The sequence below is a fragment of the Bradyrhizobium sp. LMTR 3 genome (assembly GCF_001693485.1).
Lineage (GTDB): Bacteria > Pseudomonadota > Alphaproteobacteria > Rhizobiales > Xanthobacteraceae > Bradyrhizobium.
In genome coordinates this window covers 248110-270456 of record NZ_MAXC01000012.1, presented here as the reverse complement: position 1 = coordinate 270456, position 22347 = coordinate 248110, and the positions used below count along the sequence as shown (strand labels likewise).

19 protein-coding genes are annotated in these 22347 nt (G+C 62.3%); 11 read left to right on the top strand and 8 right to left on the bottom strand.

Annotation, left to right across the window (positions count from 1 at the left end; all coding sequences use genetic code 11):
* Positions 1–35: 35 nt before the first annotated feature.
* Both LMTR3_RS10785 and LMTR3_RS10780 read right to left on the bottom strand, forming a co-directional pair.
* Positions 36–1295 (bottom strand): MFS transporter, encoded by a 1260-nt coding sequence (locus LMTR3_RS10785; protein WP_065745021.1) that lies wholly within the window; start codon positions 1293–1295, stop codon positions 36–38.
* Complete coding sequence (locus LMTR3_RS10780) at positions 1292–2032, bottom strand: MBL fold metallo-hydrolase (protein WP_065745020.1); 741 nt, start codon at positions 2030–2032, stop codon at positions 1292–1294. Before LMTR3_RS10780 ends, LMTR3_RS10785 begins: the two co-directional genes overlap by 4 nt.
* Before the next feature lie 117 nt (positions 2033–2149).
* Here LMTR3_RS10780 and LMTR3_RS10775 point away from each other — a divergent pair, with 117 nt between their 5' ends.
* Positions 2150–2818, top strand: a complete 669-nt coding sequence (locus LMTR3_RS10775) for an ArsR/SmtB family transcription factor (RefSeq protein WP_065745019.1) — start codon at positions 2150–2152, stop codon at positions 2816–2818.
* A 1-nt stretch (position 2819) separates the two neighbouring features.
* Here the strand turns inward: LMTR3_RS10775 and LMTR3_RS39115 are convergent, their stop codons facing one another.
* Positions 2820–3029 (bottom strand): GDCCVxC domain-containing (seleno)protein, encoded by a 210-nt coding sequence (locus LMTR3_RS39115; protein WP_084029525.1) that lies wholly within the window; start codon positions 3027–3029, stop codon positions 2820–2822.
* Positions 3030–3070: 41 nt separating this feature from the next.
* Complete coding sequence (locus tag LMTR3_RS10770; protein WP_065745018.1) at positions 3071–3475, bottom strand: four-helix bundle copper-binding protein; 405 nt, start codon at positions 3473–3475, stop codon at positions 3071–3073.
* A gap of 222 nt (positions 3476–3697) precedes the next feature.
* On the opposite strand from LMTR3_RS10770, the gene LMTR3_RS10765 reads away from it, so the two are divergent.
* The 5 genes from LMTR3_RS10765 to LMTR3_RS10745 all read left to right on the top strand — a co-directional run bounded on the left by LMTR3_RS10765 (position 3698) and on the right by LMTR3_RS10745 (position 9909).
* The gene (locus tag LMTR3_RS10765) at positions 3698–4072 is read left to right on the top strand and encodes a hypothetical protein (protein WP_065745596.1); all 375 of its coding nucleotides are present in this window, start codon (positions 3698–3700) and stop codon (positions 4070–4072) included.
* A gap of 77 nt (positions 4073–4149) precedes the next feature.
* Complete coding sequence (locus LMTR3_RS10760) at positions 4150–4557, top strand: FixH family protein (RefSeq protein ID WP_065745595.1); 408 nt, start codon at positions 4150–4152, stop codon at positions 4555–4557.
* On the top strand, positions 4554–5957 hold the full coding sequence (locus tag LMTR3_RS10755) for an efflux RND transporter periplasmic adaptor subunit (RefSeq protein WP_065745017.1): 1404 nt from the start codon (positions 4554–4556) through the stop codon (positions 5955–5957). Before LMTR3_RS10760 ends, LMTR3_RS10755 begins: the two co-directional genes overlap by 4 nt.
* A complete protein-coding gene (locus tag LMTR3_RS10750; RefSeq protein WP_065745016.1) occupies positions 5954–9145 on the top strand; it encodes an efflux RND transporter permease subunit in 3192 nt (1063 codons plus the stop codon). The genes LMTR3_RS10755 and LMTR3_RS10750 overlap by 4 nt, the downstream gene beginning before the upstream one ends.
* 50 nt (positions 9146–9195) lie before the next feature.
* A complete protein-coding gene (locus LMTR3_RS10745; protein WP_245319826.1) occupies positions 9196–9909 on the top strand; it encodes a c-type cytochrome in 714 nt (237 codons plus the stop codon).
* 519 nt (positions 9910–10428) lie between these two features.
* Here the strand turns inward: LMTR3_RS10745 and LMTR3_RS10740 are convergent.
* Positions 10429–11058, bottom strand: coding sequence for a cation efflux transmembrane domain-containing protein (locus LMTR3_RS10740; protein WP_065745015.1), 630 nt, complete (start codon positions 11056–11058; stop codon positions 10429–10431).
* Between the two features lie 193 nt (positions 11059–11251).
* Between LMTR3_RS10740 and LMTR3_RS10735 the strand changes: the two genes are divergently transcribed.
* Positions 11252–11863: a class I SAM-dependent methyltransferase gene (locus tag LMTR3_RS10735; RefSeq protein WP_065745014.1), complete on the top strand. Its 612-nt coding sequence runs from the start codon at positions 11252–11254 to the stop codon at positions 11861–11863.
* A gap of 5 nt (positions 11864–11868) precedes the next feature.
* Here the strand turns inward: LMTR3_RS10735 and LMTR3_RS10730 are convergent, their stop codons facing one another.
* On the bottom strand, positions 11869–13977 hold the full coding sequence (locus LMTR3_RS10730; protein ID WP_065745013.1) for a methyl-accepting chemotaxis protein: 2109 nt from the start codon (positions 13975–13977) through the stop codon (positions 11869–11871).
* A 534-nt stretch (positions 13978–14511) separates the two neighbouring features.
* Here LMTR3_RS10730 and LMTR3_RS10720 point away from each other — a divergent pair.
* From LMTR3_RS10720 to LMTR3_RS10705, 4 genes are all read left to right on the top strand, one after another.
* Positions 14512–15618, top strand: coding sequence for a TRAP transporter substrate-binding protein (locus LMTR3_RS10720; protein ID WP_065745011.1), 1107 nt, complete (start codon positions 14512–14514; stop codon positions 15616–15618).
* A 103-nt stretch (positions 15619–15721) separates the two neighbouring features.
* Entirely contained in the window at positions 15722–16285 is a 564-nt protein-coding gene (locus LMTR3_RS10715; protein WP_141686552.1) for a TRAP transporter small permease subunit, read from the top strand.
* Positions 16282–17706, top strand: coding sequence for a TRAP transporter large permease (locus tag LMTR3_RS10710; protein ID WP_065745009.1), 1425 nt, complete (start codon positions 16282–16284; stop codon positions 17704–17706). Before LMTR3_RS10715 ends, LMTR3_RS10710 begins: the two co-directional genes overlap by 4 nt.
* A 332-nt stretch (positions 17707–18038) precedes the next feature.
* A complete protein-coding gene (locus LMTR3_RS10705) occupies positions 18039–18503 on the top strand; it encodes a hypothetical protein (protein ID WP_065745008.1) in 465 nt (154 codons plus the stop codon).
* A gap of 116 nt (positions 18504–18619) precedes the next feature.
* On the opposite strand, the gene ppx is transcribed toward LMTR3_RS10705, so the two are convergent.
* Complete coding sequence (ppx, locus tag LMTR3_RS10700; protein WP_065745007.1) at positions 18620–20122, bottom strand: exopolyphosphatase; 1503 nt, start codon at positions 20120–20122, stop codon at positions 18620–18622.
* A gap of 12 nt (positions 20123–20134) precedes the next feature.
* Complete coding sequence (locus LMTR3_RS10695) at positions 20135–22327, bottom strand: RNA degradosome polyphosphate kinase (protein ID WP_065745006.1); 2193 nt, start codon at positions 22325–22327, stop codon at positions 20135–20137.
* Between the last annotated feature and the right edge of the window lie 20 nt (positions 22328–22347).

Here is a 22347-nt window from a genome sequence, read left to right as displayed (position 1 = left end):
ATCCGTTGCGAGTTCATGATCTCTATGAGTCAGAGTTACGGAACTGAGCGCTCGCGCATGAACACGGCCACCACCACACCCGAGAGGAAGGTCAGCGCCGCGACGATCCCGATTGCCCATGCGAATCCCAGAACGTCTGCAATGATGCCGGCAGAGAGTGCGCCGATCGCATAACCGAGGTCGCGCCAGAAGCGATAAACGCTAAGCGAGCGGGCGCGCCATGTGGGATGCGAGGCATCGGAAACGGCTGCGATCAGGCTTGGATACACCATCGCAGTGCCGATCCCGAGCAGGAGGCTGCCGATCAGCCAGTACTCGAAGTGACGGGTAAGGGCCGTGAGAAACAGGCCGGCAGCCTGCACCCACATGCCGGCGACGATCAGTCCCTTGCGGCCCCATCGATCGCTCAGCGGACCGGTCGCGACCTGCAGGATGCCCCAGGTGGCGGGGTACACAGCCTTGAGGATGCCGATGCGCTCGACACCGAGGCCGAAAGACTGGAAGAACAGCGGAAAGATTCCCCAACTCATGCCGTCGTTGAGATTGTTGACGAGCCCCGCCTGCGAGGCGGCGAACAGATTCCGATCGCGCAACGAGGTGAGCGTAAAGATTTCCCAGAAGCCGATCGTGGGGCTCGGGCGCGCAGTGTTGCCTATCTCCAGTCGAACGTGATCGCGCGTATCCCGGACCAGAAAAATGGAGAGCAGCGCGCCGCAGACCGCATAGCCGACACCCAGGTAGATCGGCGCCGGCCGGAGACCGTAGTTCGCCGCGATGTAGCCGGTGAAGAAGGCCGTCAAGCCGACCGCCAGATAGCCGGCAAACTCGTTGAGGCCGACGGCCAGGCCCCGCGATTTTGGGCCGACGAGGTCGACCTTCATGATGACGGTCATCGACCAGGCAAGCCCTTGATTGATGCCGAGCAACACATTGGCGGCGATGACCCAATTCCAGCTCGGCGCCCACATGATCATGAAGGGTACGGGCAGGCCGAACATCCAGCCCAGGATCAGCACGCGCTTGCGGCCCCAGACATCGGCCAGTTGCCCTGAAACAAGGTTGGCGCAAGCCTTGACGACACCGAAGCTGACAATGAACGAGACGACAAACGTCGTGGAAGAAAGATGGAATTCGTCCGCGCCGATCAACGGCACGACGGTACGTTCGATCCCGACCATGCCGCCGACAAAGGCGTTGATCAGAACCAGCAATGCAAATTGACGCCAGTTGGCGCCGAGCCCAAGGGCGATGCCAGCCGCCGGAGACTGGACTGGATCGTTACTGGTCGCGCTCACTCCGCCGCTGCCATCATGCCGGAATTGATGGCGCGGATCTGTGCCGCCTGCGGCGGCGCCAGCGGAACGTCGGCGATCATGGCACGCACGAAGGCGTCCTCGTCCTCGATCCGGAACGCGTTGTTGTAGCGTTTTTCGAACCCGATCGTGGACGTCGGCTTGCCACTGAGGCTGCGTCCGCAGACGGAGCCTGAATAGGCGCCGGGCAACACCTCCAGATGGTCCGGCAGCGATTTGAGCCTTTGCGCGCTTTGGAACAGAGCGCGCGCGCCTTGCTCAGCGCTGGTAGCCAGTTCGGTTCTGCCGAGGTCGCCGACCATGAGGGTATGGCCCGTCAGAACGAACCATGGTTCATTCGCGCGCGGTCGGTCGGTGACGACGAGCGAAATGTGCTCCGGCGTGTGTCCCGGCGTGTGTAGGACCTGGATCGAGACGTTGCCTAGTTCGAGCAACTCGCCGTCGCGAACGCCGCGGAACGGAAATTTCACCGCCGCTTCGGCAAACAGCACGTATTGGGCACCGGCTGCTTCAGCGAGCGCACGTCCGGCGGAGACGTGATCGGCATGAAGATGCGTATCGATAACATAGAGAATGCGCATTCCCGTCTCTTGCGCGCCGCGCAGGTAGGGGGCGATGTCGCCGATCGGGTCGACCACCGCTGCGGCGGCGCGCCCGCCGCATCCAACCAGGTAGGAGAGGGCGACGGGATCGGAGTGCAAAAACTGGCGCAGGATCATGGAGAACTCCCATATTCAGGCCGGCAGCGACGTCGAAAAAGCTCGACTTTGAGAACAGCTTGACAAGCTGCCGATCTCATTCAATTATTCCATTGAATGATAGTTTCATCGTGAGCGATGTCAAGCCAAGGACCGAAGCAGGTTTTGTTCGCCCAATTCGCGGTCGTCGCGAAAACGCTTGGGCATGCGCACCGCCTTGAGTTGCTGGAGCAACTCGCGCAGGGGGAGCGCAGCGTCGAAGTTCTGGCGCAGAAGACCGGCCTTTCGATCGCCAACGCCTCGCAACATCTCCAGCAAATGCGTCGTGCCGGCCTGGTGGCAAGCAGACGTGACGGCAAATTCGTCTACTACCAGCTTGCGGACGACAGCGTTCTCGACGTGCTGGCAGCGTTACGCGTCGTTGCCGAGCGAAGCGTCGCCGAAGTCGAGCAGGTCGTGCGCAGTTATTTCAATGAGCGCGACGCCCTCGAAGCCGTCTCGCGCGAAGAGCTTTTGCAGCGATCCCGCGTGGGAGCGGTTACGGTTCTCGACGTTCGTCCCGAGGATGAATTCGCGCTGGGGCATCTGCCGGGCGCCGTGAATATTCCCCTGCGCGTGCTCGAAAGGCGGCTTGCGGAGCTTGATCCCGCCAACGAGATCGTCGCTTACTGCCGGGGACCCTACTGCGTGTTGTCCTACGAAGCGGTAGCCGCACTGCGCGCGCGCGGCTTCAAGGTCCGTCGCCTGGAGGACGGGTTGCCGGAGTGGCGAGCCGCCGGCTTGCCGGTCGTCAGTGGGAGCGCCTGAATCACATAGAGCATCCTGGCTTGCCCCCTTGTTGAACTGGCGGGCAAGCCACGGAGCCGAATGAGCAGAATACGCAGCAATCGCCGGGGAGCGGCTTGAGCCTCGCACCGCAACCCTTGCAGTCATCGAAGAACTGACACGCGTCTATCGGCATCCGCTCGATGGCCGTGTGATGGCATTGCGGACAGGTTACGGTCGACTCAAGTTGCATCAGCGGCTCGTGAGCCTCAGAGGAGGCCGCCAGACTGTACCCTAATGCGCCATGCCGCGTGAGACCTCCTGGCAAGCTTCCATGCAGCGGCGGCAGCTTTCCGCACAGATACGGCAATGTTCGTGCATGGCTGCGTGCCGCTGGCATTCCTCCGCGCAAAGCCGGCAGGTGGCGGCGCAGACGCTGAGCATGCGGCGCATCACTTCGTCGTCGAAACCCGTTCGGCGAGTCATGATGCGGCCGGTGATATTGCAGATATCGGCGCAATCCAGGTCAAGCCGGATGCACTGGGTCAGCTCCTGAACCATGCGCTCCGACAGGCAGGCGTCGGCGCAGGAGGTGCAGGTCTGGGCGCAGGAGTAGCATTCCTCGATGCAACGGATCAGGGCGTCGCTGATCTGGCCTTGGACGGCCGGGTGGGTACCAATCATTTCGCGGGCGTGCATGGCGGGATTCCTTGCTTGAGGACAGACCACCGCCGGGGGGGCGGTTGCTAGCTCAAGTCGCGGCCTTGAAAAATGTTCTGGGCAGCCGGCCAATATGAATTGGGGCAGGGGCTTGATTCATCGCAATGCGATCTTCGTCCGCTGGCATACGTTAACGAGACCCGCGGTTTCGTGATGGAACTCCGCTTCCCATCATGGGCCGGGATGTGCGAAACTGGACCCGTGAAATACTCGATCCACCTTTGCCGGCTGCTGGCGATTTTTGTGATCGTCGGGCTCGTGGTCGCCCCGCTCACGGCGCGGGCGAATACGAGCGCCGTGGCTCCAATGGCCATGACGGCGACGTCCGATGGCGCGGTTGTCATGTCCGACGACATGCCGTGCTGCCCGGAGAAGTCGGCGCCGGTCGATTGCGATCAGTGCCCGCTGATGGCGCTGTGCGTGTCGACGACGTTGCAGGCACCGCTGCCGGCCGGGATTGCTGAAATCCGGCCCGTGACGCTTCGGACGCTGCTGCCCGGCAGCGATCCGGAAGTGGATAGCCTCGGGTATTCGCCCCCGCCAAAACCTCCCCGGCTCCTGGTCCATTCGGCGTAACGCCGAATCCGCGGCGCTTTGCGGCGTCCGCGCCCATGCCGCCAATGGCGGCTGACCAGTAGATCGAGGATACTATGATGAAGGCAATTCAGTTTTCGCGCGGCCTGCGGGTCGCGCTGAGCGCCGCTGTCCTGACATGCGCCGCGACCATCGCGCTCGCCGATATCAAAAACTACGAGTTCAGGCTCGTCGAACCGACGGTGAAGACCGGTCGCGACAAGACCTTCGCCGTCAAGCTCGTCGACAAGACCACCGGCAAGGCCGTTCCGGACGCGGTGATCTTCGCGACGCGTCTCGATATGGCGCCGGATGCGATGCAAGAGATGGTGACCGAGCTCACGCCGCTGCCGGGATCGGAGCCGGGCACCTACCGCTTCAAGGCCGATTTCAGCATGGCCGGGCGCTGGCAATTGTCGCTCGGCGCAAAAGTGCAGGGCGAAACCGGCACGGTCGACAACAAGCTCGTCATTCAGGCCGACAAATGAACCGGTCAGCTCAGATCGCGCTCGCTGCTGCCGTCACCGCTGCCGTGATCGCCGGCGTTCTCGCGCGTCCCTATCTCTGGCCGAGCGGCGAGGCGAAGCATGCCCACGTCATGGCCCAGGCGAGCGAACCGGCCGGCGCCGCGATCTACTATCAGGATCCGGACGGCAAGCCGTTCTACTCGCTGACACCGAAGAAGACGCCCGATGGCCGCGACTACCGGGCCGTCCTCCGGGGCGCCGACATCAGTTTTGACGATCCGCCGGAGGAAAGCGCGGCCGCTCCGCCCACCGACCGCAAGATCAAGTATTACCGCAACCCAATGGGGCTGCCGGACGTTTCGCCGACGCCCAAGAAGGATTCGATGGGGATGGATTACATCCCCGTCTATGAGGGCGAAGACAGCGACGACGGATCGGTCAAGGTCTCGCCGGGAAAGATTCAGCGCACCGGCGTCAAATCGGAGCCGGCCGCCGCCCGCCCGATCCGGACGGTCGTGCGGGCGCCAGGCACGATCCAGCTCGACGAGCGTCGAGTCTCAGTCATCGCGATGCGCGCGGAAACCTACCTGCAAACAGTTGCCGACGTCACGACTGGCACTTTTGTCAAGAAGGGGCAGCCGCTGATGCAGGTCTACAGTCCGGCAGTTTCCAGTGCGGCCGCCGAGTATGTGACGACATTGACGTCCAAGACTACGGCGGGCGAACCATCCTACGGACGCGGTTCACGGCAGCGGTTGATGAACCTTGACGTGCCCGACGCGGTAATCAGCGAGGTCGAGAGAACGCGGGTGGTCCCGGTGACTGTCGCCTGGTCGGCCCCACGGGACGGCATCGTGCTGGAACGCAACGCCGTCCAGGGTATGCGAGCTCAACCGGGCGACGTGCTCTTCCGCGTTGCGGATACGTCGGTGGTCTGGGCGATAATTGACATAGCCGAGCGTGACCTCGGCTCGCTTGCGATCGGACAAGGCGTAACCGTGCGCGCGCGCAGCTTCCCGGGGCGGGACTTCTCCGGAAAGATCTCGGTCATTTATCCCCAGGTCAACCGCGAGACACGGACAGCCCGTGTTCGCATCGAACTCGCAAATTCGGACCTCGCATTGCTGCCGGACATGTATGTGGACGCAGACGTCGAGATTGGCGGCACGGAGCCTGTTTTGGCCGTTCCCGACAGCTCGGTGCTCGATACGGGGGCGCGCCAGGTCGTTTTGGTCGACAAGGGCGAGGGCCGATTCGAGCCCCGCGAGGTCAAGATCGGCCGTCGGGGAGAGGGGCTGGTCGAAATCCGCAGCGGGCTGAAAGACGGCGAGCCCGTCGTCATCTCGGCCAATTTCCTGATCGATGCGGAAAGCAACCTGAAGGCGGCACTCAAAGGGTTTGCCGAGGGAGCTCAGCCATGATTGCCCGCTTGATTGCTTGGTCGGCTCGTAATCTCCTGCTGGTGCTATTCGGCAGCGGCTTCGCCGCTGCGGCCGGCATCTACGCGCTCGTCCATCTGCCGCTGGATGCCATTCCCGACCTCTCCGACACCCAGGTGATCGTCTACACGGAGTACCCGGGCCAGGCGCCTCAGGTGATCGAGGACCAGGTCACCTATCCGCTCACCACCGCGATGTTGACGGTGCCGAAATCGAAGGTGGTGCGCGGCTTTTCCTTCTTCGGCGTGTCGTTCGTCTACGTCATCTTCGAGGACGGCACCGACATCTACTGGGCGCGCTCGCGTGTGCTGGAGTTTCTCAACAGCGCCGCTTCGCGATTGCCGTCCGGGGTCGCGCCGACCATCGGTCCCGACGCGACCGGAGTGGGATGGGTGTACCAATATGCGGTGATGTCCAAGGAACTGAATCTCGCGGACACCCGGGCCATCCAGGACTGGAACTTGAAATTCGCGCTAGCGAAGGCCGAGGGCGTGGCCGAGGTCGCGAGCGTCGGCGGCTTCGTCAAGCAGTACAACGTGATACTCGACCCGCAGCGGATGCGCGATCGCGGCATCACCATGCAGAAGATGCGCGAGGCGATCCGCGCCTCCAATGCCGATGTGGGTGGCCGCACCGTCGAGCTCTCGGAATTCGAGTACGTGATCCGCGGGAAGGGGTACCTGAAGAGCATCAATGATCTCGGCAACATCGTGCTGAAGACCGACAACGGAACGCCGGTGCTGTTGCGCGACGTTGCGCGCGTCGAGCTTGGTCCCGACGAGAGGCGCGGCATCGCCGAGCTCAACGGCGAGGGCGAGGTGGCGAGCGGCATCGTGCTGCAGCGCTTCGGCGTGAATGCGCTCGATGTCATCGAGAACGTCAAGAAGCGGTTCAAGGAGATCGGGGCCAGCCTGCCGAAATCGGTCGAGATCGTGCCGGTCTACGACCGCTCCGACCTGATCTATGCTGCGATCGATACGTTGAAGCATACGCTGGTCGAAGAAAGCATCGTCGTCGCGCTGGTGTGCATCGTCTTCCTGCTGCATGTCCGAAGCGCTCTGGTCGCGATCCTGATGCTGCCGGTCGGCGTGCTGATGGCGTTCGGCGCGATGAAGCTTCTGGGCTTGGGCTCCAACATCATGAGTCTCGGCGGCATCGCGATCGCAATCGGCGCCATGATCGACGCAGCGATCGTCATGATCGAGAACGCGCACAAGCATCTCGAGCGAGCCGAGCCGGGCAAATCACGCGTCGCAATCCTGATCGAGGCGGCCACCGAGGTCGGCCCTGCGCTGTTCTTCAGCCTCTTGATCATCACCGTGTCCTTCATGCCGATTTTCACGCTGGAATCGCAGGAAGGCCGGCTGTTCAGTCCGCTCGCCTTCACCAAGACCTTCGCGATGGCGGCGGCAGCATTGCTATCGATCACGCTGGTGCCGGCGCTGATGGTGATCTTCGTTCGCGGCAAGATCGTCCCCGAGCACAAGAACCCGATCAACCGCTTCCTGATCTGGGTTTATCGACCCGTGATCAAGACCGTGTTGCGTGCCAAGACGCTGGTGGTCCTGCTTGCGCTTGGCGTGCTCGCTGCCTCTATCTGGCCGGCGCGCCAGCTCGGCACCGAGTTCATGCCAAACCTCAACGAGGGCACGCTGCTCTACATGCCAACGACCCTGCCGGGGATCTCGGTGACGAAGGCGTCCGAACTGATGCAGACGCAGGACCGGATCATCCGATCGTTTCCCGAGGTCGCCTCGGTCTACGGCAAGGCTGGACGGGCGGCGACCGCGACCGATCCGGCGCCGTCCGAAATGTTCGAGACGGTGGTCAATCTCAAGCCGAAGGAGCAGTGGCGCAAGGGCATGACGATCGACGGCCTGATCGCCGAGATGGACAAGGCGCTGCAGTTCCCGGGCGTTTCCAATGCCTGGACCATGCCAATCAAGGCGCGCATCGACATGCTCTCGACCGGCATCCGCACGCCGATCGGCGTGAAGGTCATGGGCACCGATCTCGCCGGAATCGAAACGCTCGCCAAACAGATCGAACAGGTGCTCAAAGCCGTCCCGGGCACGTCCTCGGCCTATGCCGAGCGCGGTCTCGGAGGCTACTACCTCGAGATCACGCCGAACCGCGAGGCGCTGGCGCGCTACGGCATCATGGTGCAGGACGTGCAGGACACCATCGCGACCGCACTCGGCGGCCAGACCGTGACCACGACCGTGGAGGGCCGCCAGCGCTTCTCCGTAAACATGCGCTACCCACGCGATCTCCGCGACAATCCAAAGGCGATCGCAAGCGACATCCTGGTGCCGATGCCGGCCGGCGGGGCGGTCCCGCTCGGCGAGGTCGCCAGCGTTACGCCAGCGCGCGGGCCAAGCTCGATCCGGACCGAGAACGGCCAACTGGCGACCTACATCTATGTCGACATCCGCGACCGCGACCTTGGCGGCTACGTCGCCGAGGCGCAACGCGCGGTGCAGGCGAGCATTGAGTTTCCGCCCGGCTATTACGTAGTTTGGAGCGGCCAATATGAATATCTGGAGCGTGCGATCGCGCGGCTCAAGATCGTCGTACCGGTGACGCTGCTCACCATTTTCCTCCTGCTCTATCTCAATTTCCGCTCGGTGACCGAGACCATGATCGTCATGCTGTCGCTGCCGTTCGCGCTGGTTGGCGGGCTGTGGCTGATGTGGTGGCTCGGCTTCAACCTCTCGGTCGCGGTCGCGGTCGGTTTCATCGCACTCGCCGGCGTCGCGGCCGAGACCGGCGTCGTCATGCTGATCTATCTCAATCAGGCGCTGGCCGAGATCACGAAGCTACGTCAGGCTCAGGGCCAGGCGCTGACGCGCAACGATCTGTATGTCGCCATCATGGAGGGCGCGGTCGAACGCGTGCGGCCAAAGATTATGACGGTGGTGGCCATCATGGCAGGCCTGCTCCCGATCATGTGGAGCACCGGCACCGGGTCGGAGACCATGCAGCGCATCGCGGTGCCGATGATCGGCGGCATGATCTCCTCGACATTGCTGACGCTGATCGTGATCCCGGCGGTATTCGGTATCGTCAAGGGCTTTGGATTGCCCCGCGATCCCGAAAGCGGCAAGTCAGTCGCGGCGATTGCAAAGCCATCGAAGAAAGTTTCACGCGTTGTGGAGCCAGCCGAATGAGGTGAACCATGACTTACGCAGCGATCTCCGGCACGATGCCGAGCTTCAGGTTGGCGGCTGCTTCGGTCGTTATGGCTGTTCTCAGCTTCTCTTCTCTCCATGCGCAACAAGGCAATGCAACTCGCGGCGAACGTAATTTCAGGGTCTGCGCGGCATGCCATTCGCTGGAGCGCGAGCGTAACATGACGGGACCGAGCCTTGCCGATCTGTGGGGACGCAAGGCCGGTACGCTGCCAAGCTTCGAGCGCTTTTCCGATGCGTTGAAATCGTCCGGATTGACGTGGGATGACCGAACGCTCGATCAATGGCTGACCGATCCGAAGCATCTCGTTCCGGGCAACGAGATGACCTTTGAAGGGATCAAGGAAGCTCCGGCCCGAGCAGACCTCCTGGCATTCCTGAAAGAAGCCACCAAACCCGGCGCAGCGCCGAGCCAAAGTGCGCAACAGGGCCAGAGGGGCGGCATGGGAGGGATGATGGGTGGCATGATGGGCAGCGGTGCCGATCCAAATCTCAAGAAGCCTGAGCCGGACATTCAGGTTAAAACCATCAGTTATTGCCGCGACACCTATCGTGTCACCACAGCCGACGGCAAAACACGCGCCTTCTGGGAGCGTAACCTCCGCTTCAGGACCGATACCAGCAAGGATGGGCCGGAGAAGGATGCGCCGGCTCTCTTGGGCGCGGGAATGATGGGTGATCGGGCAGCCGTGATCTTTTCGGCGCCGGAAGAGATCATGAAGTTCGTCGAGCGCCGATGCTAAACCTCTGGATAGACAGTTGCACCGTTCGGCCCCGGCTTTCCTTAGTCACGATTTCGAACAAAAGCGTTCGTGGCTGTAACCGAGCGGGTGGCACGATTGCGTTATGCACGTTGGCAGGCGCGGTGTTTGGGCCGCGACTGTCGCGCTGGGTAACTCACAGCACTTCAGCCTCAATGGGAGCGAAGATATTTAACCGCCGCAGCGATCCCAAGAATCAGAAAAACAACGACGAGAAGCCAGATCAGGCCCATGCCTATCATCATTCCGCCGGACATCTGATCCATCATGACCGGACTCCAAATGCGATGAATGTCGCAGTACGAGCAAGATGAGTGACCCAGCCCTTTCCGCTAAATAACCGCGTCTAACGAGCACCCGGGAAAAAGGTTCCTCTTCGGTACCTCCGCGGTGTTGGACGACGCAGGGGGCTTTATCGCGACGCACTCTCACGTCGCTGTGAACCTGTAACCATCTTTCCGAAGCTGCCGCCCGTCGACAGACACTTTGCACGCCGCTTTTCTACGTTGGCTGAGCCTTCAATTCTCCAGCGGATTGGCGCACCACCACGAATGCGCCTTGAAGCGCAAGTCCGGCCATGCAGGAAGCGACAATCACATCCGGCCAACCGGTACCGGTGCCAAACACACCGAGCGCGGCCAGCAGTACCGCGAGATTGCCCAGGACGTCGTTACGCGTACAAATCCAGGCCGAGCGCATGTTGGCGTCGCCGTTGCGATAGGCCCATAACAGTCCGAATGACGCAACATTGGCGGCAAGGGCCATGACGCCGATCGCACCCATGGTGAATGCACTCGGCAGCGTCCCTTGTGCGGCGTGCCAGATGGCCATGGCAATCACCCACAAGCCGAAAGCTCCCATGGTGGCGCCCTTGGCGAGCGCTGCTGACGCGCGATAGCGCAGTGCCATCCCAACCACAAAGAGGCTGATCGCATAGTTTCCCGCGTCGCCGAGAAAATCGAGCGCGTCGGCCTGGAGCGAAGCCGAGCCCGCCGCCAAGCCTGCGCCGACTTCGGCGAGGAACATGGCGGCATTAATGCCAAGGACCACCCAAAGAACCCGGCGATAAGCCGGATTGCCGCGGTTCCGGTCCAAGTTCAGGGGCGGAGGTGTGCAACAAGCATCGGCCATCCACGGAAAGTAGGACGCAAGTTCGTGTTACACAATTGCATCACCAGTAGAGCGACAGTCGACCCTGGAGCAGTGCGAGCGTTGCGTTGCATATTCATTGGCCAACCACGATCCTGACAAGCATCGTGAAATCCATCATCGGAGTTGCGCGCCGGCCTGATGGACTCGCGACCAGAACTGATGGAGACGAGCTATGGGCTTCTACAACGACGTCATCCTGCCGCGGGTTTGTGATCTTGCGATGCGAAACAAGCAGCTTCGGCCATATCGCGAGCGGGTGATCGGCGCGGCCGAGGGTCGCGTGCTCGAGATCGGGATCGGTTCGGGCCGCAACTTGCCCCTCTATCGGCCGCCGGTGAGGGAGCTCTTGGCGCTGGAGCCGGCCCCGAAGCTCATCGCAATGGCCCGCGATGCTCTGCATCCGGGTACACCGGTCAACTTCATCGAAGCTTCGGCGGAGGCCATTCCGCTCGATGACCGCAGCGTCGATACGGTGGTGACGACCTGGACCTTGTGCAGCATTCCGGATGCCGCCATGGCGCTCACTGAAATGCGGCGCGTGCTTCGCCCTGGCGGCAGGCTCCTGTTCGTGGAGCACGGCATGGCGCCGGACAAGAATGTGAGGCGATGGCAGGACTGGCTGACGCCGGCCTGGAAATGCATCAGCGGCGGCTGTCACCTCAATCGACCGATCGGCACGATGATCGAAGCTTCAGGCTTCAGGATTGATCGGGTGGAGACCGGCTATATGCCTGGACCGAAGGCGATGACCTTCATGTATGAAGGCAGCGCCCGGCCGAACTAGCCAGCCTATGCCGCGCGCACCTGACCAAGAAACGCGTCGACCTGCTCGCGCAATTGCTGCGACTGCCGCGACAGATTGCCGGCGGCGGTCTCGACCTGGCTTGCCGCTGCGCCAGTCGCTGCCGCGCCCTCGGTGACGCCGCCGACATTGGCGGACACTTCCTGGGTGCCGGCCGCAGCCTGTTGCACATTGCGCGCGATCTCCTGGGTCGCCGCGCCCTGTTGCTCGATCGCAGAGGCGATGGTTGTTGCGATCTCGCTGATTTCGCCGATGGTCTTGCCGATCGCCTCGATCGAGACGACGGATTTCTGCGTGGCTCCCTGGATCGCCGATATCTGTGACGCGATCTCCTCGGTGGCTTTTGACGTCTGCTCGGCCAGGCTCTTGACCTCGGCCGCGACCACGGCAAAGCCCCTGCCGCTGTCGCCGGCACGCGCCGCTTCGATGGTGGCATTGAGCGCCAGCAGATTGGTCTGCGAGGCGATGTTGTTGATCAGCTTGACGATGTCGCCGATCCGCTGCGCCATCGCCGCGAGGCCCTGAATTTCGGCGTTGGTGCCCTGTGCTTCCTGCACGGCCTTTGCCGCGATCGCCGCCGACTGGCTGACCTGCCGGCTGATCTCGGTGACGGAAGCGGACAGCTCTTCCGTGGCGGTGGCCACCGTCTGGACGTTGCTCGACGTTTCCTGCGCGCCCGATGCCACGGCCGAGGCCTTGTTGGTATTTTCGGTTGCGACCGCCGCCATTCTTTCGGCGGTGGCGCGCATTTCGACGATCGATGTCGCGACGGCATCGAGCACGCGGCTGGCGCTCTGGTCGAAGCCTGAAGTCAGCGTCTCCATCACCTGTTGACGTTGCTCTTTCTTCTGTTGTTCCGCTCGCTGTTCGGCAGCCAGTGCGTTCGCCCTGACGGCATTGTCGCGGAAGACCGCGACCGACCGCGCCATCTCGCCAACCTCATCAGCCCGCGCCAGCGCAGGAATGTCGATCGACAGATCGCCGCCGGCGAGGCGCTGCATGGCGGCCGTCATGGCGGTCAAGGGGCGGATCACGCGCCTGGACAGTACCCAGATCGACCCCATGCCGACAACGATACCGAGCAGCGTGACGAGGGCGACGAGAATGAGCTGGGTTCTTGCCGCCGCAGCCTTGGCCGCCGCGTGGACATTGGTGACTTCGACCGCGGCATCCTTGATCCGGACGATGGATTCCAGCGCGGGGTTCGACGCGTCGTACCATTGCTGGACCGTCATCGGATAGCCGGCGCCCGCGATGCCTGCCTTGTAGATCGTATCGGTTTGAGCCTTGAAATTGCCGAGGAAGTTTTGCTCGGCGGCGGCAACGGCAGACACAAGCGGCGACGCCGCACCAGAGGTTAGATCGCGTATCGTCTGCCAGTTCGACTGCACCTGCCCGCGCCAATTGGCGATGTCACGCTGCTGATCGGTCGATAGCGCGCGGCCGGCCGAGATGTTGCCGGCGTGAACGGCGCGTTCGCGGCCGGCATATTCGCGCATCAGGAAGGCGCTCTGCTTGACCATCGTAAGCTCGCCGACGATGGCGTCCTCCCTGCTGATTTCGCGCGAGGCAATGGTCCAGAGCGATTGAATCCGGGTCAGGAGGTCCGAGACGGCCGGGTACCAGGATTTGAGCAGTTCGGCATCGCGCTGCTCCTTCGGAATTTGAAGGGCGGAATCGGCGCTGCGGCGGAGCTGCCTGACGCGTTCATAGGCCTGCTCGACGTCGGTAATCAGCTTCTTGCCTTCCGGCGTCGCGGTGGCGGCAATCTCCCGGAGCGCCGGCGCCAGCACGGCATCGCCCTGCGAACGCCGCTTCTGGATCACTTCGCCGGTCTGAGCATTTGCCGGGGCAGGCGCCTGCAGGGCCGTATTGGTCTGACCGCGTTCAAGCTGAATGTTCTCCAATCCCTTGAGCAGGTGATCGGCGTTTGCATTCACCTCGGCAACGCGGACGGCGGCCGTGTAGCTGCGCCAGGCATCTGCGCCGGTAATGGCGCAGGAGATCAGGACCAGTACCGCGAGCACCCCGACGATCACGGCGAGGGTGGTCTTGACGGTGAGCGTGCCCGAAAGGGCCTCGCGCTTCGAATGCATGGGGATACCTTCCGGCTGGCGGCCCCTTGATGACGGCCTCTTTCGTTAATACCAGCCGGCCGTTACCAAGCCGCTAATCCTGGTATCCGGAGTTGTACTGCCAAGGCTCTGTCTGAAAAGCCCTTTTGACAGTTTCTGATGTCTACGCGGACTCGTCACATTCTTAAAGTTGCAGTCGCGGGCAGAGTGGATGGTATGCGGCGAGAGATGAAGACCACTGATGCGGAAATGCGCCGCGGGCAACGCGCCGGTGCGCGCCGAGATCAGATGTGCGACGCGGAAGGCGGCTGGCAAGTGCAGCTATAGCGCGGGCGGCGCCTCGCGTGGCGAGATCGATCCTTTCGCTGCGGCGCAAGCCTTCCACTTCTGGAGTTCGTGCGCAGCATGCCGGCTCCGCTGCGGCCAGAAACCAAGATGACAACCTGAGGCGATGGTGGCACAATGGTGGCAGACGTGGTTTCAAGCTTGGCCACTAACAAGAAACAAAAGAAAAGCGATCGCCAAGGTCACGTTGTCCAAGGGAGGAGATTGCTCATGAAACGCTTGTTTCTGGGATTGGTCGCCGTTGCCCTGATCGCATCGGCGTTCGTCGGATCCACCACTGCCGTCATGGCGCAGACGAAGGTGCTGAAGATGCAGGCCACATGGCCGGCGTCGCTTACGCTCTATGATAACTTCACCTACTTCGCAGAGCGGGTGAACAAACTATCGGCCGGCACGCTGAAGATCGAAGCGATGCCCGCCGGCCAAGTCGTGCCGGCGTTCGAGGTGCTGGATGCGACCAACAAGAAGGTGCTCGACGGAGCGCATGCGTGGGCCGGCTACTGGACCGGCAAGAACAAGACCGCGATTCTGTTCACCGGCGGTCCCGGCGGCACCTTCGGCATGGACTACATGGACGTGATGGGCTGGTTCTATCACGGCGGCGGCCTCGATCTTTACAACGAGTTCTATCAGAACGAGCTCAAGCTCAACGTTGTCGTGTTCCCCATCCTGCCCGCTGGGCCGCAGGCGTTCGGCTGGTTCAAGAAGCCGATCCAGACGGTTGAGGACATGAAGGGCATGAAATGCCGCCAGACCGGCATGGCCGGCGAAGTGTGGCAGGCACTCGGCTTCACGGTGGTCAACATGCCGGGCGGCGAAATCATTCCCTCCGCGCAGCGCGGCGTGATCGATTGCGCGGAATGGGTCGGTGGCATCGAGGACATGCAGCTCGGCTTCCACAACGTCTGGAAGTATCACTATTCACCCGGCTTGCATGAGAACGTGACCGTCGGCGAAATCGTGATCAACGGCGACGTATGGAAGGAGCTCAACACTCAGCAGCAGGAGATCATCAAGTCGGCTGCCAACGAGACATTCCTCGTCTGGTGGACCAAGTGGCAGCGCCAGAACGCCGACGCTCTGAAAGAGATGCAGGACAAGCACGGCGTACAGATCCTGCGCACGCCGACCGAGATCCTGCTGACCTTCATCAAGAAGTGGGACGAGATCGCGGCGGCCGAGAGCGCCAAGAACCCGTTCTTCAAGAAGGTGCACGACTCGCAGAAGGCCTATGCCAGCGCCGTGGTGCCGTACAAGCGGTCCTATTTCCCGCCATACTCCTTCATGGCGAATTACTACTTCCCCGTCGAGAAATAGGGCTTGGTCCGAGGGCGGCCGGTTTCGGCCGCCCCATTCACGCGCGGCCGGCCTGCGTCGCGCCGCAAGGCGCGCCGCAGCGACGTCGGCGGTAGGGGGAGGGATGGCTGAGATAACTGACAGACAGTCGCCGGTGCTGCTGGCTGCAATCCGGGTCATCGACGGCTTCACCGACCGGACCGGCACGATCATCTCGTGGCTGTCGGTGCCGCTTGTTCTCGCCGTCGCCTACGAGGTTACAGCGCGCTATTTGTTCAACGCGCCGACCATTTGGGCCTACGACGCAACCTACATGCTCTACGGCTCGCTGTTCATGCTGGGCGCTGCTTACGCGCTGCACAAGGGCGCTCATATACGCACCGACTTCTTTTGGGAGAAGTTCTCCGTCCGCAGGAAGGGCTGGATCGATACGATCTCCTATATCGTCTTCTTCTTCCCGAGCCTGATCATGCTGTTGCTGATTAGCTGGAACGAATTTCACTACGCCTTTCAGATCAACGAGACCTCGGACCAGACGCCATGGCGACCCGTGCTGTGGCCGTTCAAGTTCGTCGTGCCGCTCGCCTGCTTCCTGCTGCTCATCCAGGGCGTGTCCGAGTTGATCAAGAGCATCTACATGATGCGCACCGGTGTCGAGCTCGAGCACAAGGAGAAGGTCGAGATATGACCGCAGAAGCGCTCATCGGCCTCATCATGCTTCTGGTTCTGCTTGGAGCGATCTTCATCGGCGTGCCGATCTCGTTCACATTGCTGTTTCTCGCCTTTTCGTTCGGCTACTGGGGGATGGGCGGGACAGTCTTCGAACTGGGCTACTTCCAGACCATCGGCATGATGAAGGAGGAACTGCTGGCCGCCGTGCCGCTGTTCATCTTCATGGGCTTCATCACCGAGCAGGCGGGGCTCATGGAGCGTCTTTTTACGGCGTTCCGCATGCTGCTTGCGCCGGTGCGCGGCGCGCTCTTCCTCGTCGTCATCCTGACCTCGACCGTGTTCGCGATGGCGACGGGCATCGTCGGCGCAGCCGTCACCGTTCTTGGCATCATGGCCTCGCCGATCATGAACAAGGCGGGGTACGACGCCAAGCTTTCAGCGGGCACCATCACCGCGGGCGGCACGCTCGGCATTCTCATTCCCCCGTCGGTGATGCTGATCGTGATGGGGCCGGTGCTCGGGGTCTCGGTCGCCGATCTCTATGCCGCAGCCTTCGGGCCGGGCTTCCTGCTGGCCAGCACCTACATCGCCTATCTGATGATCCGCGCCTTCTTGAACCCCAAACTCGGGCCGCCGGTGCCCATGGACGAGCGGATCTACTCGGCGTGGCACATTGCGCGCGAGGTGATCATCGGCACGCTGCCCCTGCTCGGGCTTATCACGGCGACGCTTGGCTCGATCATTGGGGGGCTTGCGACGCCGACGGAGGCTGCCGGCATCGGCAGCGTCGGTGCCCTGATCCTGTCCATTGCATATGGCAGGTTCTCGCTCGGCGGACTGCAGCGTGCGCTGATCTCGACGATGGCGACATCGAGCATGGTGCTGCTGCTCGCGGTCACGTCGAATATTTTCGGTGCTGTGTTCGCTCGCCTCGGCTCGGCGAACTGGATCACCGAGACGATGCTCGGCCTCCAGTTGCCGCCAAGCCTCATGCTGATCGTCGTGCTCGTGCTCATTTTCCTGCTCGGTTGGCCGTTCGAATGGCCAGCCATCATCCTGGTGTTCCTGCCGATCTTCTACCCCGTCGTGAAGGGCATGGGCATCGATCTCATATGGTTCGGAGCGCTGGTTGCAGTGGTGCTGCAGACCGCCTTTCTGTCGCCGCCGGTCGCCATGTCAGCGTACTATCTCAAGCAAGTGGTCAAGGGCTGGAGTCTCGCGACGATTTACGCCGGCATGTTCCAGTTCATGATCCTGCAGGTGATCTGCGTTGGGCTGATGATCGCCTTCCCCGGCATTGCGACCTGGTTCCCGCACACGCTGCACGAGGCGTCGCGCAGTCAGGTGATCCCCGAGGAGTACAAGAAAATCCTGGAGCAGCAGAAGCAGGCTCCGTCCCTGGAAGACGAAGACTGGCTGACACCAAAAAAGAAGTAGCGGGGTGTTGTGCGTGCCGGTTGGTGTCCGCGCGGCTCGAAAGGCAAGCTGTGGAAGGGCGACGAGCGCCATCAGCATTCTCGTGGCTCATAAAAGAATGAATGAGGCCAATAACCGCTGTTAGCTTCACGCGGCCCGCAGGCATAAGGAAGATATCTGTTCCGCCCGCTGTATCGAGCACATCTGGCTGTTCGAGGAAGCGCGCAAACGCCCGGCAATCCCGGCAAGCGGAAGATTCCTTAGGTCTTGCGTCATGAGACGTGACTCGCTGATCGTGTCACAAGTGCTCCTTCTCTATAATCTTGCGCAGTCGATGGTAAGGAGCACGCATCATGTTCGAAGCAGGGAATGCGCTTCAGGAATTCGAGAAAGTTCTAAGCGGCAGGGGCCTAAGTGAGCGCGCGCTTGGTCTGGTCGACGGCTGTGATGCACTTTTCGATTTCTACAGGGACAGTAGGGCAGGCGGCACCGTATTCGAGCAGCATGATGACGCCGATATGCTTCTATTCCAATGGGGAACCTACGACTGGGGAGCGGGCGAGCACTTTTCGCTCAATCTGACACGGCAACTTATCTGTTGCGAGCAGGCGGAGGACGAGGATATCTGGCAATTGAGTCTCACGTTTGAGTTCGAACCAAACGAGGAGCTAAGGGCATTGGGCAGCGGCACCAAATGGTGCCATTCATTGCCGGAGTTGCCTCAGTTTCGAGAGTACGTGCATCGATCCGCCGCATTCAATATCTGCACGCAGCATCAAATCCGGCGAACCGTTCTTGATTATGCGCTCGCAGGTTGACGTCCGCGTTGCGCTAGTTTCAACCGATTCATTCGGCTGTACTTGCCGATTGATGTGTTCGCGGGACGGCGGGCTCGAGGTGGAAACTGCGGCAGTGGACACCGCCTTTTTCGGTCTCACTTCCGCACGATCGATCCAGCGCGCCCGACGAGCCGCGCGAGTTGTTTGAAGCGGCTGCCGACGCGGTCGGCAACGAGATCGACCATGCGATGCTCGAACACCAGCATCAGCTTGCGGCCGCTGGTGCGGAAATGCGTCGCGGGTAACACGCCGGTGCGGGCCGCCGTTATCAGGTGCGCGACGCGGAACGCCGCGCCGAGAAGGCGGGCGCGCTCATCCATCGCCGGCGGCACCAGCCCGCGGACGCGCTCCGGCGGCTCGTTCTCTTCGCTTAAGCCCGCATAGCGATAGAACACCGACAGCGCGACAAAGGCGCGGCCCTGATGGCTGATCGAGCCGAAATTGCCGTTGGTGATCAGGCTCAGCGTTTCCTCGCCGCGGTGGTCGGGGTGCACCCGCCATCCGATATCGGAAAGCAGGCAGGCGGCGTGGCGCAGGCGGCGGTCCTCCTCGGTCTCGCGCAGCTTCACGACCCGCACCAGCCGATCGGTCCATGCGACCAGTTCCTCGGCGTGGCGTGCGGAGCGCGACAATAATCCATTCAGGGTTTGGGCTGCGCAGATGAATCCGTCCTTGGCGCGCTCCTGCGGCGGCAGCATTTCGTAGAGCAGGCCTTCGCGGACGCCAAAGGTGGAAAACACGATCGTCTTCGGCCGGCCGACGCGGATGATGTACTCGAGCACCAGCGCCGCATAGGTCAGGAGCGGGCGCCGGGCATCCGCGACGACTTCGATGTCCGCGAGCATGTTGGCGGCCGCCAGCCGGCGCAGGCGGCGGGCGAAATCGAGCGCGTCGGCGGCAGGTAACGAATAGCCATGCATCACGCGCAGCGGATAGCCGCTCTGGACGATATGAATACGCGCCAGCGCGCGCCAGGTGCCGCCGACCGCATAGAAGGTGCGGCCGTGGCCGGCCTTGAGCTGGGCGACGCCGGACAGATCGTCGCGAACGATGCGCTCGGCGCGCTTCAAGGATTTCTCCGACAGATCCTGCAGCGCCAGGCTTCCCAGCGGCAGCGTGACGCCGCTGTGGACCCGGTTTTTCTCCACATCGATCAGTTCGAGCGAGCCGCCGCCGAGATCGCCGACGATGCCATCGGGATTGTGGATGCCGGAGATGACGCCGAGCGCGGACAGTTTTGCCTCGCGCGGACCGGACAGAATCTGAATCGGCGCGCCGCAGATGCGCTCCGCCTTGGCAATGAAGTCGGGACCGTTCTTGGCGTCGCGGCAGGCGGCGGTGGCGATGGCGAAGACGCGCTCCACCTGCTGGATGCGGCACAGCGCGCGAAATCGCCGTAGCGCCGTCAGCGCCTTGGTGACCGCATCCTCGGCCAACAGGCCGGTGCTCTGCACCTCGCGGCCAAGCCCACACAGCGCCTTTTCGTTGAAGATGGTGACGAGGCTGCGCGCCATCGTCTCATAGACGACGAGACGAACCGAGTTCGAACCGATGTCGATGACGGCGACGCTGGAAGCGCGCTTGCGCTGCCGCTTCACAGCGGCGCTCCGTTATGACGATTGCTGACGCTCGGTACGGCGCGTGAGGCGGCGCGGCGAAGATTCCTTGAGAGACTTTCCACGTCCAGACAGGCTCGGATTCGTCATGAAATAGTTGTGCAGGTTGAACGGCTCTTCGCCTTTCGCGGCCTTCATACGCGTTGAGGACCCATCCGGCAACAACTGCCAGCTCTGCTCGGTATCCTTCAGGTTCGCGACCATGATTTGTTCGAGAACCTGCTGATGTACCGTGGGATTTTGCAATGGACAGAGGACTTCGACGCGGCGGTCGAGGTTTCGCGGCATCATGTCGGCGGACGAGATATACACAGCCGCCTTCGGGCCGGGCAGGCCTTGCCCCATACCAAAGCAGTAGATTCGGCCGTGCTCTAGGAAGCGGCCGATGATCGACTTGACCCGGATGTTCTCGGAAAGCCCTGGAATACCCGGCCGCAGGCAGCAGATGCCGCGTACCACCAGTTCGATCGACACGCCGGCCTGTGACGCCTCGTACAGCGCGTCGATGACATCGGGATCGACCAGCGAATTCATCTTCATCCAGATCGCCGCCGGCTTGCCGTGTCGAGCGTGATTGGACTCGCCTCTGATGTGTTCGATGACGCGCTTGCGCAGCGTCAGCGGCGACACCGCCATCCGCTCGATGTCGCTCGGCTCCGCATAGCCGGTGATGTAGTTGAACACCCGCGCCGCGTCGCGGCCGATGATCGGGTCCGACGTGAAATAGGAAAGGTCGGTATAGATGCGCGCGGTGACCGGATGATAATTGCCGGTGCCGGTATGCACATAGGTCGTCAGGCTGCCGCCCTCGCGCCGCACCACCATCGACAGCTTGGCGTGCGTCTTCAGTTCGAGAAAGCCGTACACGACCTGCACGCCGGCGCGTTCGAGATCGCGCGCCCAGCGGATGTTGGCTTCTTCGTCGAACCGCGCCTTCAGCTCGATCAGCGCGGTCACGGACTTGCCGGCCTCCGCGGCTTCGGCAAGGGCACGCACGATCGGCGAATTGTTCGAGGTGCGGTAGAGCGTCTGCTTGATGGCGACGACGTCGGGGTCGCGGGCGGCTTGCTGCAGGAACTGCACGACGACGTCGAAGGATTCGTAGGGGTGATGGACGATCAGGTCCTTTTGCCGGATCGCCGCGAAGATGTCGCCGGCATGGTCGCGCACCCGTTCGGGATGCCGCGGCACATACGGCGTGAATTCGAGGTCGGGCCGGTCGAGCCGGGTGAGCTGCGAGAGCTCGTTCATCGCCAGCACACCGTCGACCAGAAACACCTCGTCGTCGGCGGCGGAAAGCGCCTGCTGCACGAAGGTGCGCAACGCTTCCGGCATCTTGGCCTCTATCTCCAGCCGGATAACCGAACCGCGCCGCCGCCGCTTCAGCGCAGTCTCGAACACGCGGACCAGATCCTCGGCCTCTTCCTCGATTTCGAGTTCGGAGTCGCGGATGATGCGGAAAGCGCCCTGGCCCTTGACGGTGTAGCCGGGGAACAGGCGGCCGATGAACAGGCCGGTGGCCTGCTCCAGCGGGATCAGGTGCACCGCGCCGTCCTTGGGCATGCGGATGAAGCGGTCGATCTTGCCGGGCATGCGGATCAGCGCGTTCATCGCCTTGCCGTCGGAAGTCCGCAACAGTTGCAGCGCGATGGTGAAGCCGAGGCTCGGGATGAATGGAAACGGGTGCGCGGGATCGATCGCCAGCGGCGTCAGCAGCGGGAAGATGCTGCGGAGGAAGTGATCCTCGAGCCAGCCCCGCTCCGCCTTGGTGAAGTCGTGGCCGTCGACCAGCATGATGCCGGCGTCCGACAGGGTGGTGCGCAGATCGCGCCAGATCGCCTGCTGATCGGAAGCCAGTTCCGAAACCGTCTTGTTGATGAGAGTGAGCTGCTCGGACGGCGTCAGGCCATCGGGGCTGCGTTCAGCGATGCCTTCACGGACCTGCGCCTTGATGCCGGCGACGCGAACCATGAAGAACTCATCAAGGTTATTGGCCGAAATCGACAGGAACCGCACCCGTTCCAGCAATGGATGGCCGGGATTGACCGATTCCTCGAGCACCCGGCGGTTGAAATGCAGCCAGGATAGTTCCCGATTGATGAATCGCTCCGGGCTCGTGACGATCGTGGGCAGAGCCTCGGCAATCGGCTCTTTTTCTTTTATTTCAACGGCTTGTACCAATTCCATAAGGCTTTGATCCATCGCGA

Coding starts and splice junctions, on each gene's coding strand:
- LMTR3_RS10735 (WP_065745014.1), top strand. CDS start 11,252: ATGGGCTTCTACAACGACGTCATCCTGCCGCGGGTTTGTGATCTTGCG.
- LMTR3_RS10775 (WP_065745019.1), top strand. CDS start 2,150: ATGTCAAGCCAAGGACCGAAGCAGGTTTTGTTCGCCCAATTCGCGGTC.
- LMTR3_RS10770 (WP_065745018.1), bottom strand. CDS start 3,475: ATGCACGCCCGCGAAATGATTGGTACCCACCCGGCCGTCCAAGGCCAG.
- LMTR3_RS10730 (WP_065745013.1), bottom strand. CDS start 13,977: ATGCATTCGAAGCGCGAGGCCCTTTCGGGCACGCTCACCGTCAAGACC.
- LMTR3_RS10750 (WP_065745016.1), top strand. CDS start 5,954: ATGATTGCCCGCTTGATTGCTTGGTCGGCTCGTAATCTCCTGCTGGTG.
- LMTR3_RS10755 (WP_065745017.1), top strand. CDS start 4,554: ATGAACCGGTCAGCTCAGATCGCGCTCGCTGCTGCCGTCACCGCTGCC.
- LMTR3_RS10760 (WP_065745595.1), top strand. CDS start 4,150: ATGAAGGCAATTCAGTTTTCGCGCGGCCTGCGGGTCGCGCTGAGCGCC.
- LMTR3_RS10780 (WP_065745020.1), bottom strand. CDS start 2,032: ATGATCCTGCGCCAGTTTTTGCACTCCGATCCCGTCGCCCTCTCCTAC.
- LMTR3_RS10710 (WP_065745009.1), top strand. CDS start 16,282: ATGACCGCAGAAGCGCTCATCGGCCTCATCATGCTTCTGGTTCTGCTT.
- LMTR3_RS10720 (WP_065745011.1), top strand. CDS start 14,512: ATGAAACGCTTGTTTCTGGGATTGGTCGCCGTTGCCCTGATCGCATCG.
- LMTR3_RS10715 (WP_141686552.1), top strand. CDS start 15,722: ATGGCTGAGATAACTGACAGACAGTCGCCGGTGCTGCTGGCTGCAATC.
- LMTR3_RS10740 (WP_065745015.1), bottom strand. CDS start 11,058: ATGGCCGATGCTTGTTGCACACCTCCGCCCCTGAACTTGGACCGGAAC.
- LMTR3_RS10705 (WP_065745008.1), top strand. CDS start 18,039: ATGTTCGAAGCAGGGAATGCGCTTCAGGAATTCGAGAAAGTTCTAAGC.
- LMTR3_RS10695 (WP_065745006.1), bottom strand. CDS start 22,327: ATGGAATTGGTACAAGCCGTTGAAATAAAAGAAAAAGAGCCGATTGCC.
- LMTR3_RS39115 (WP_084029525.1), bottom strand. CDS start 3,029: ATGCAACTTGAGTCGACCGTAACCTGTCCGCAATGCCATCACACGGCC.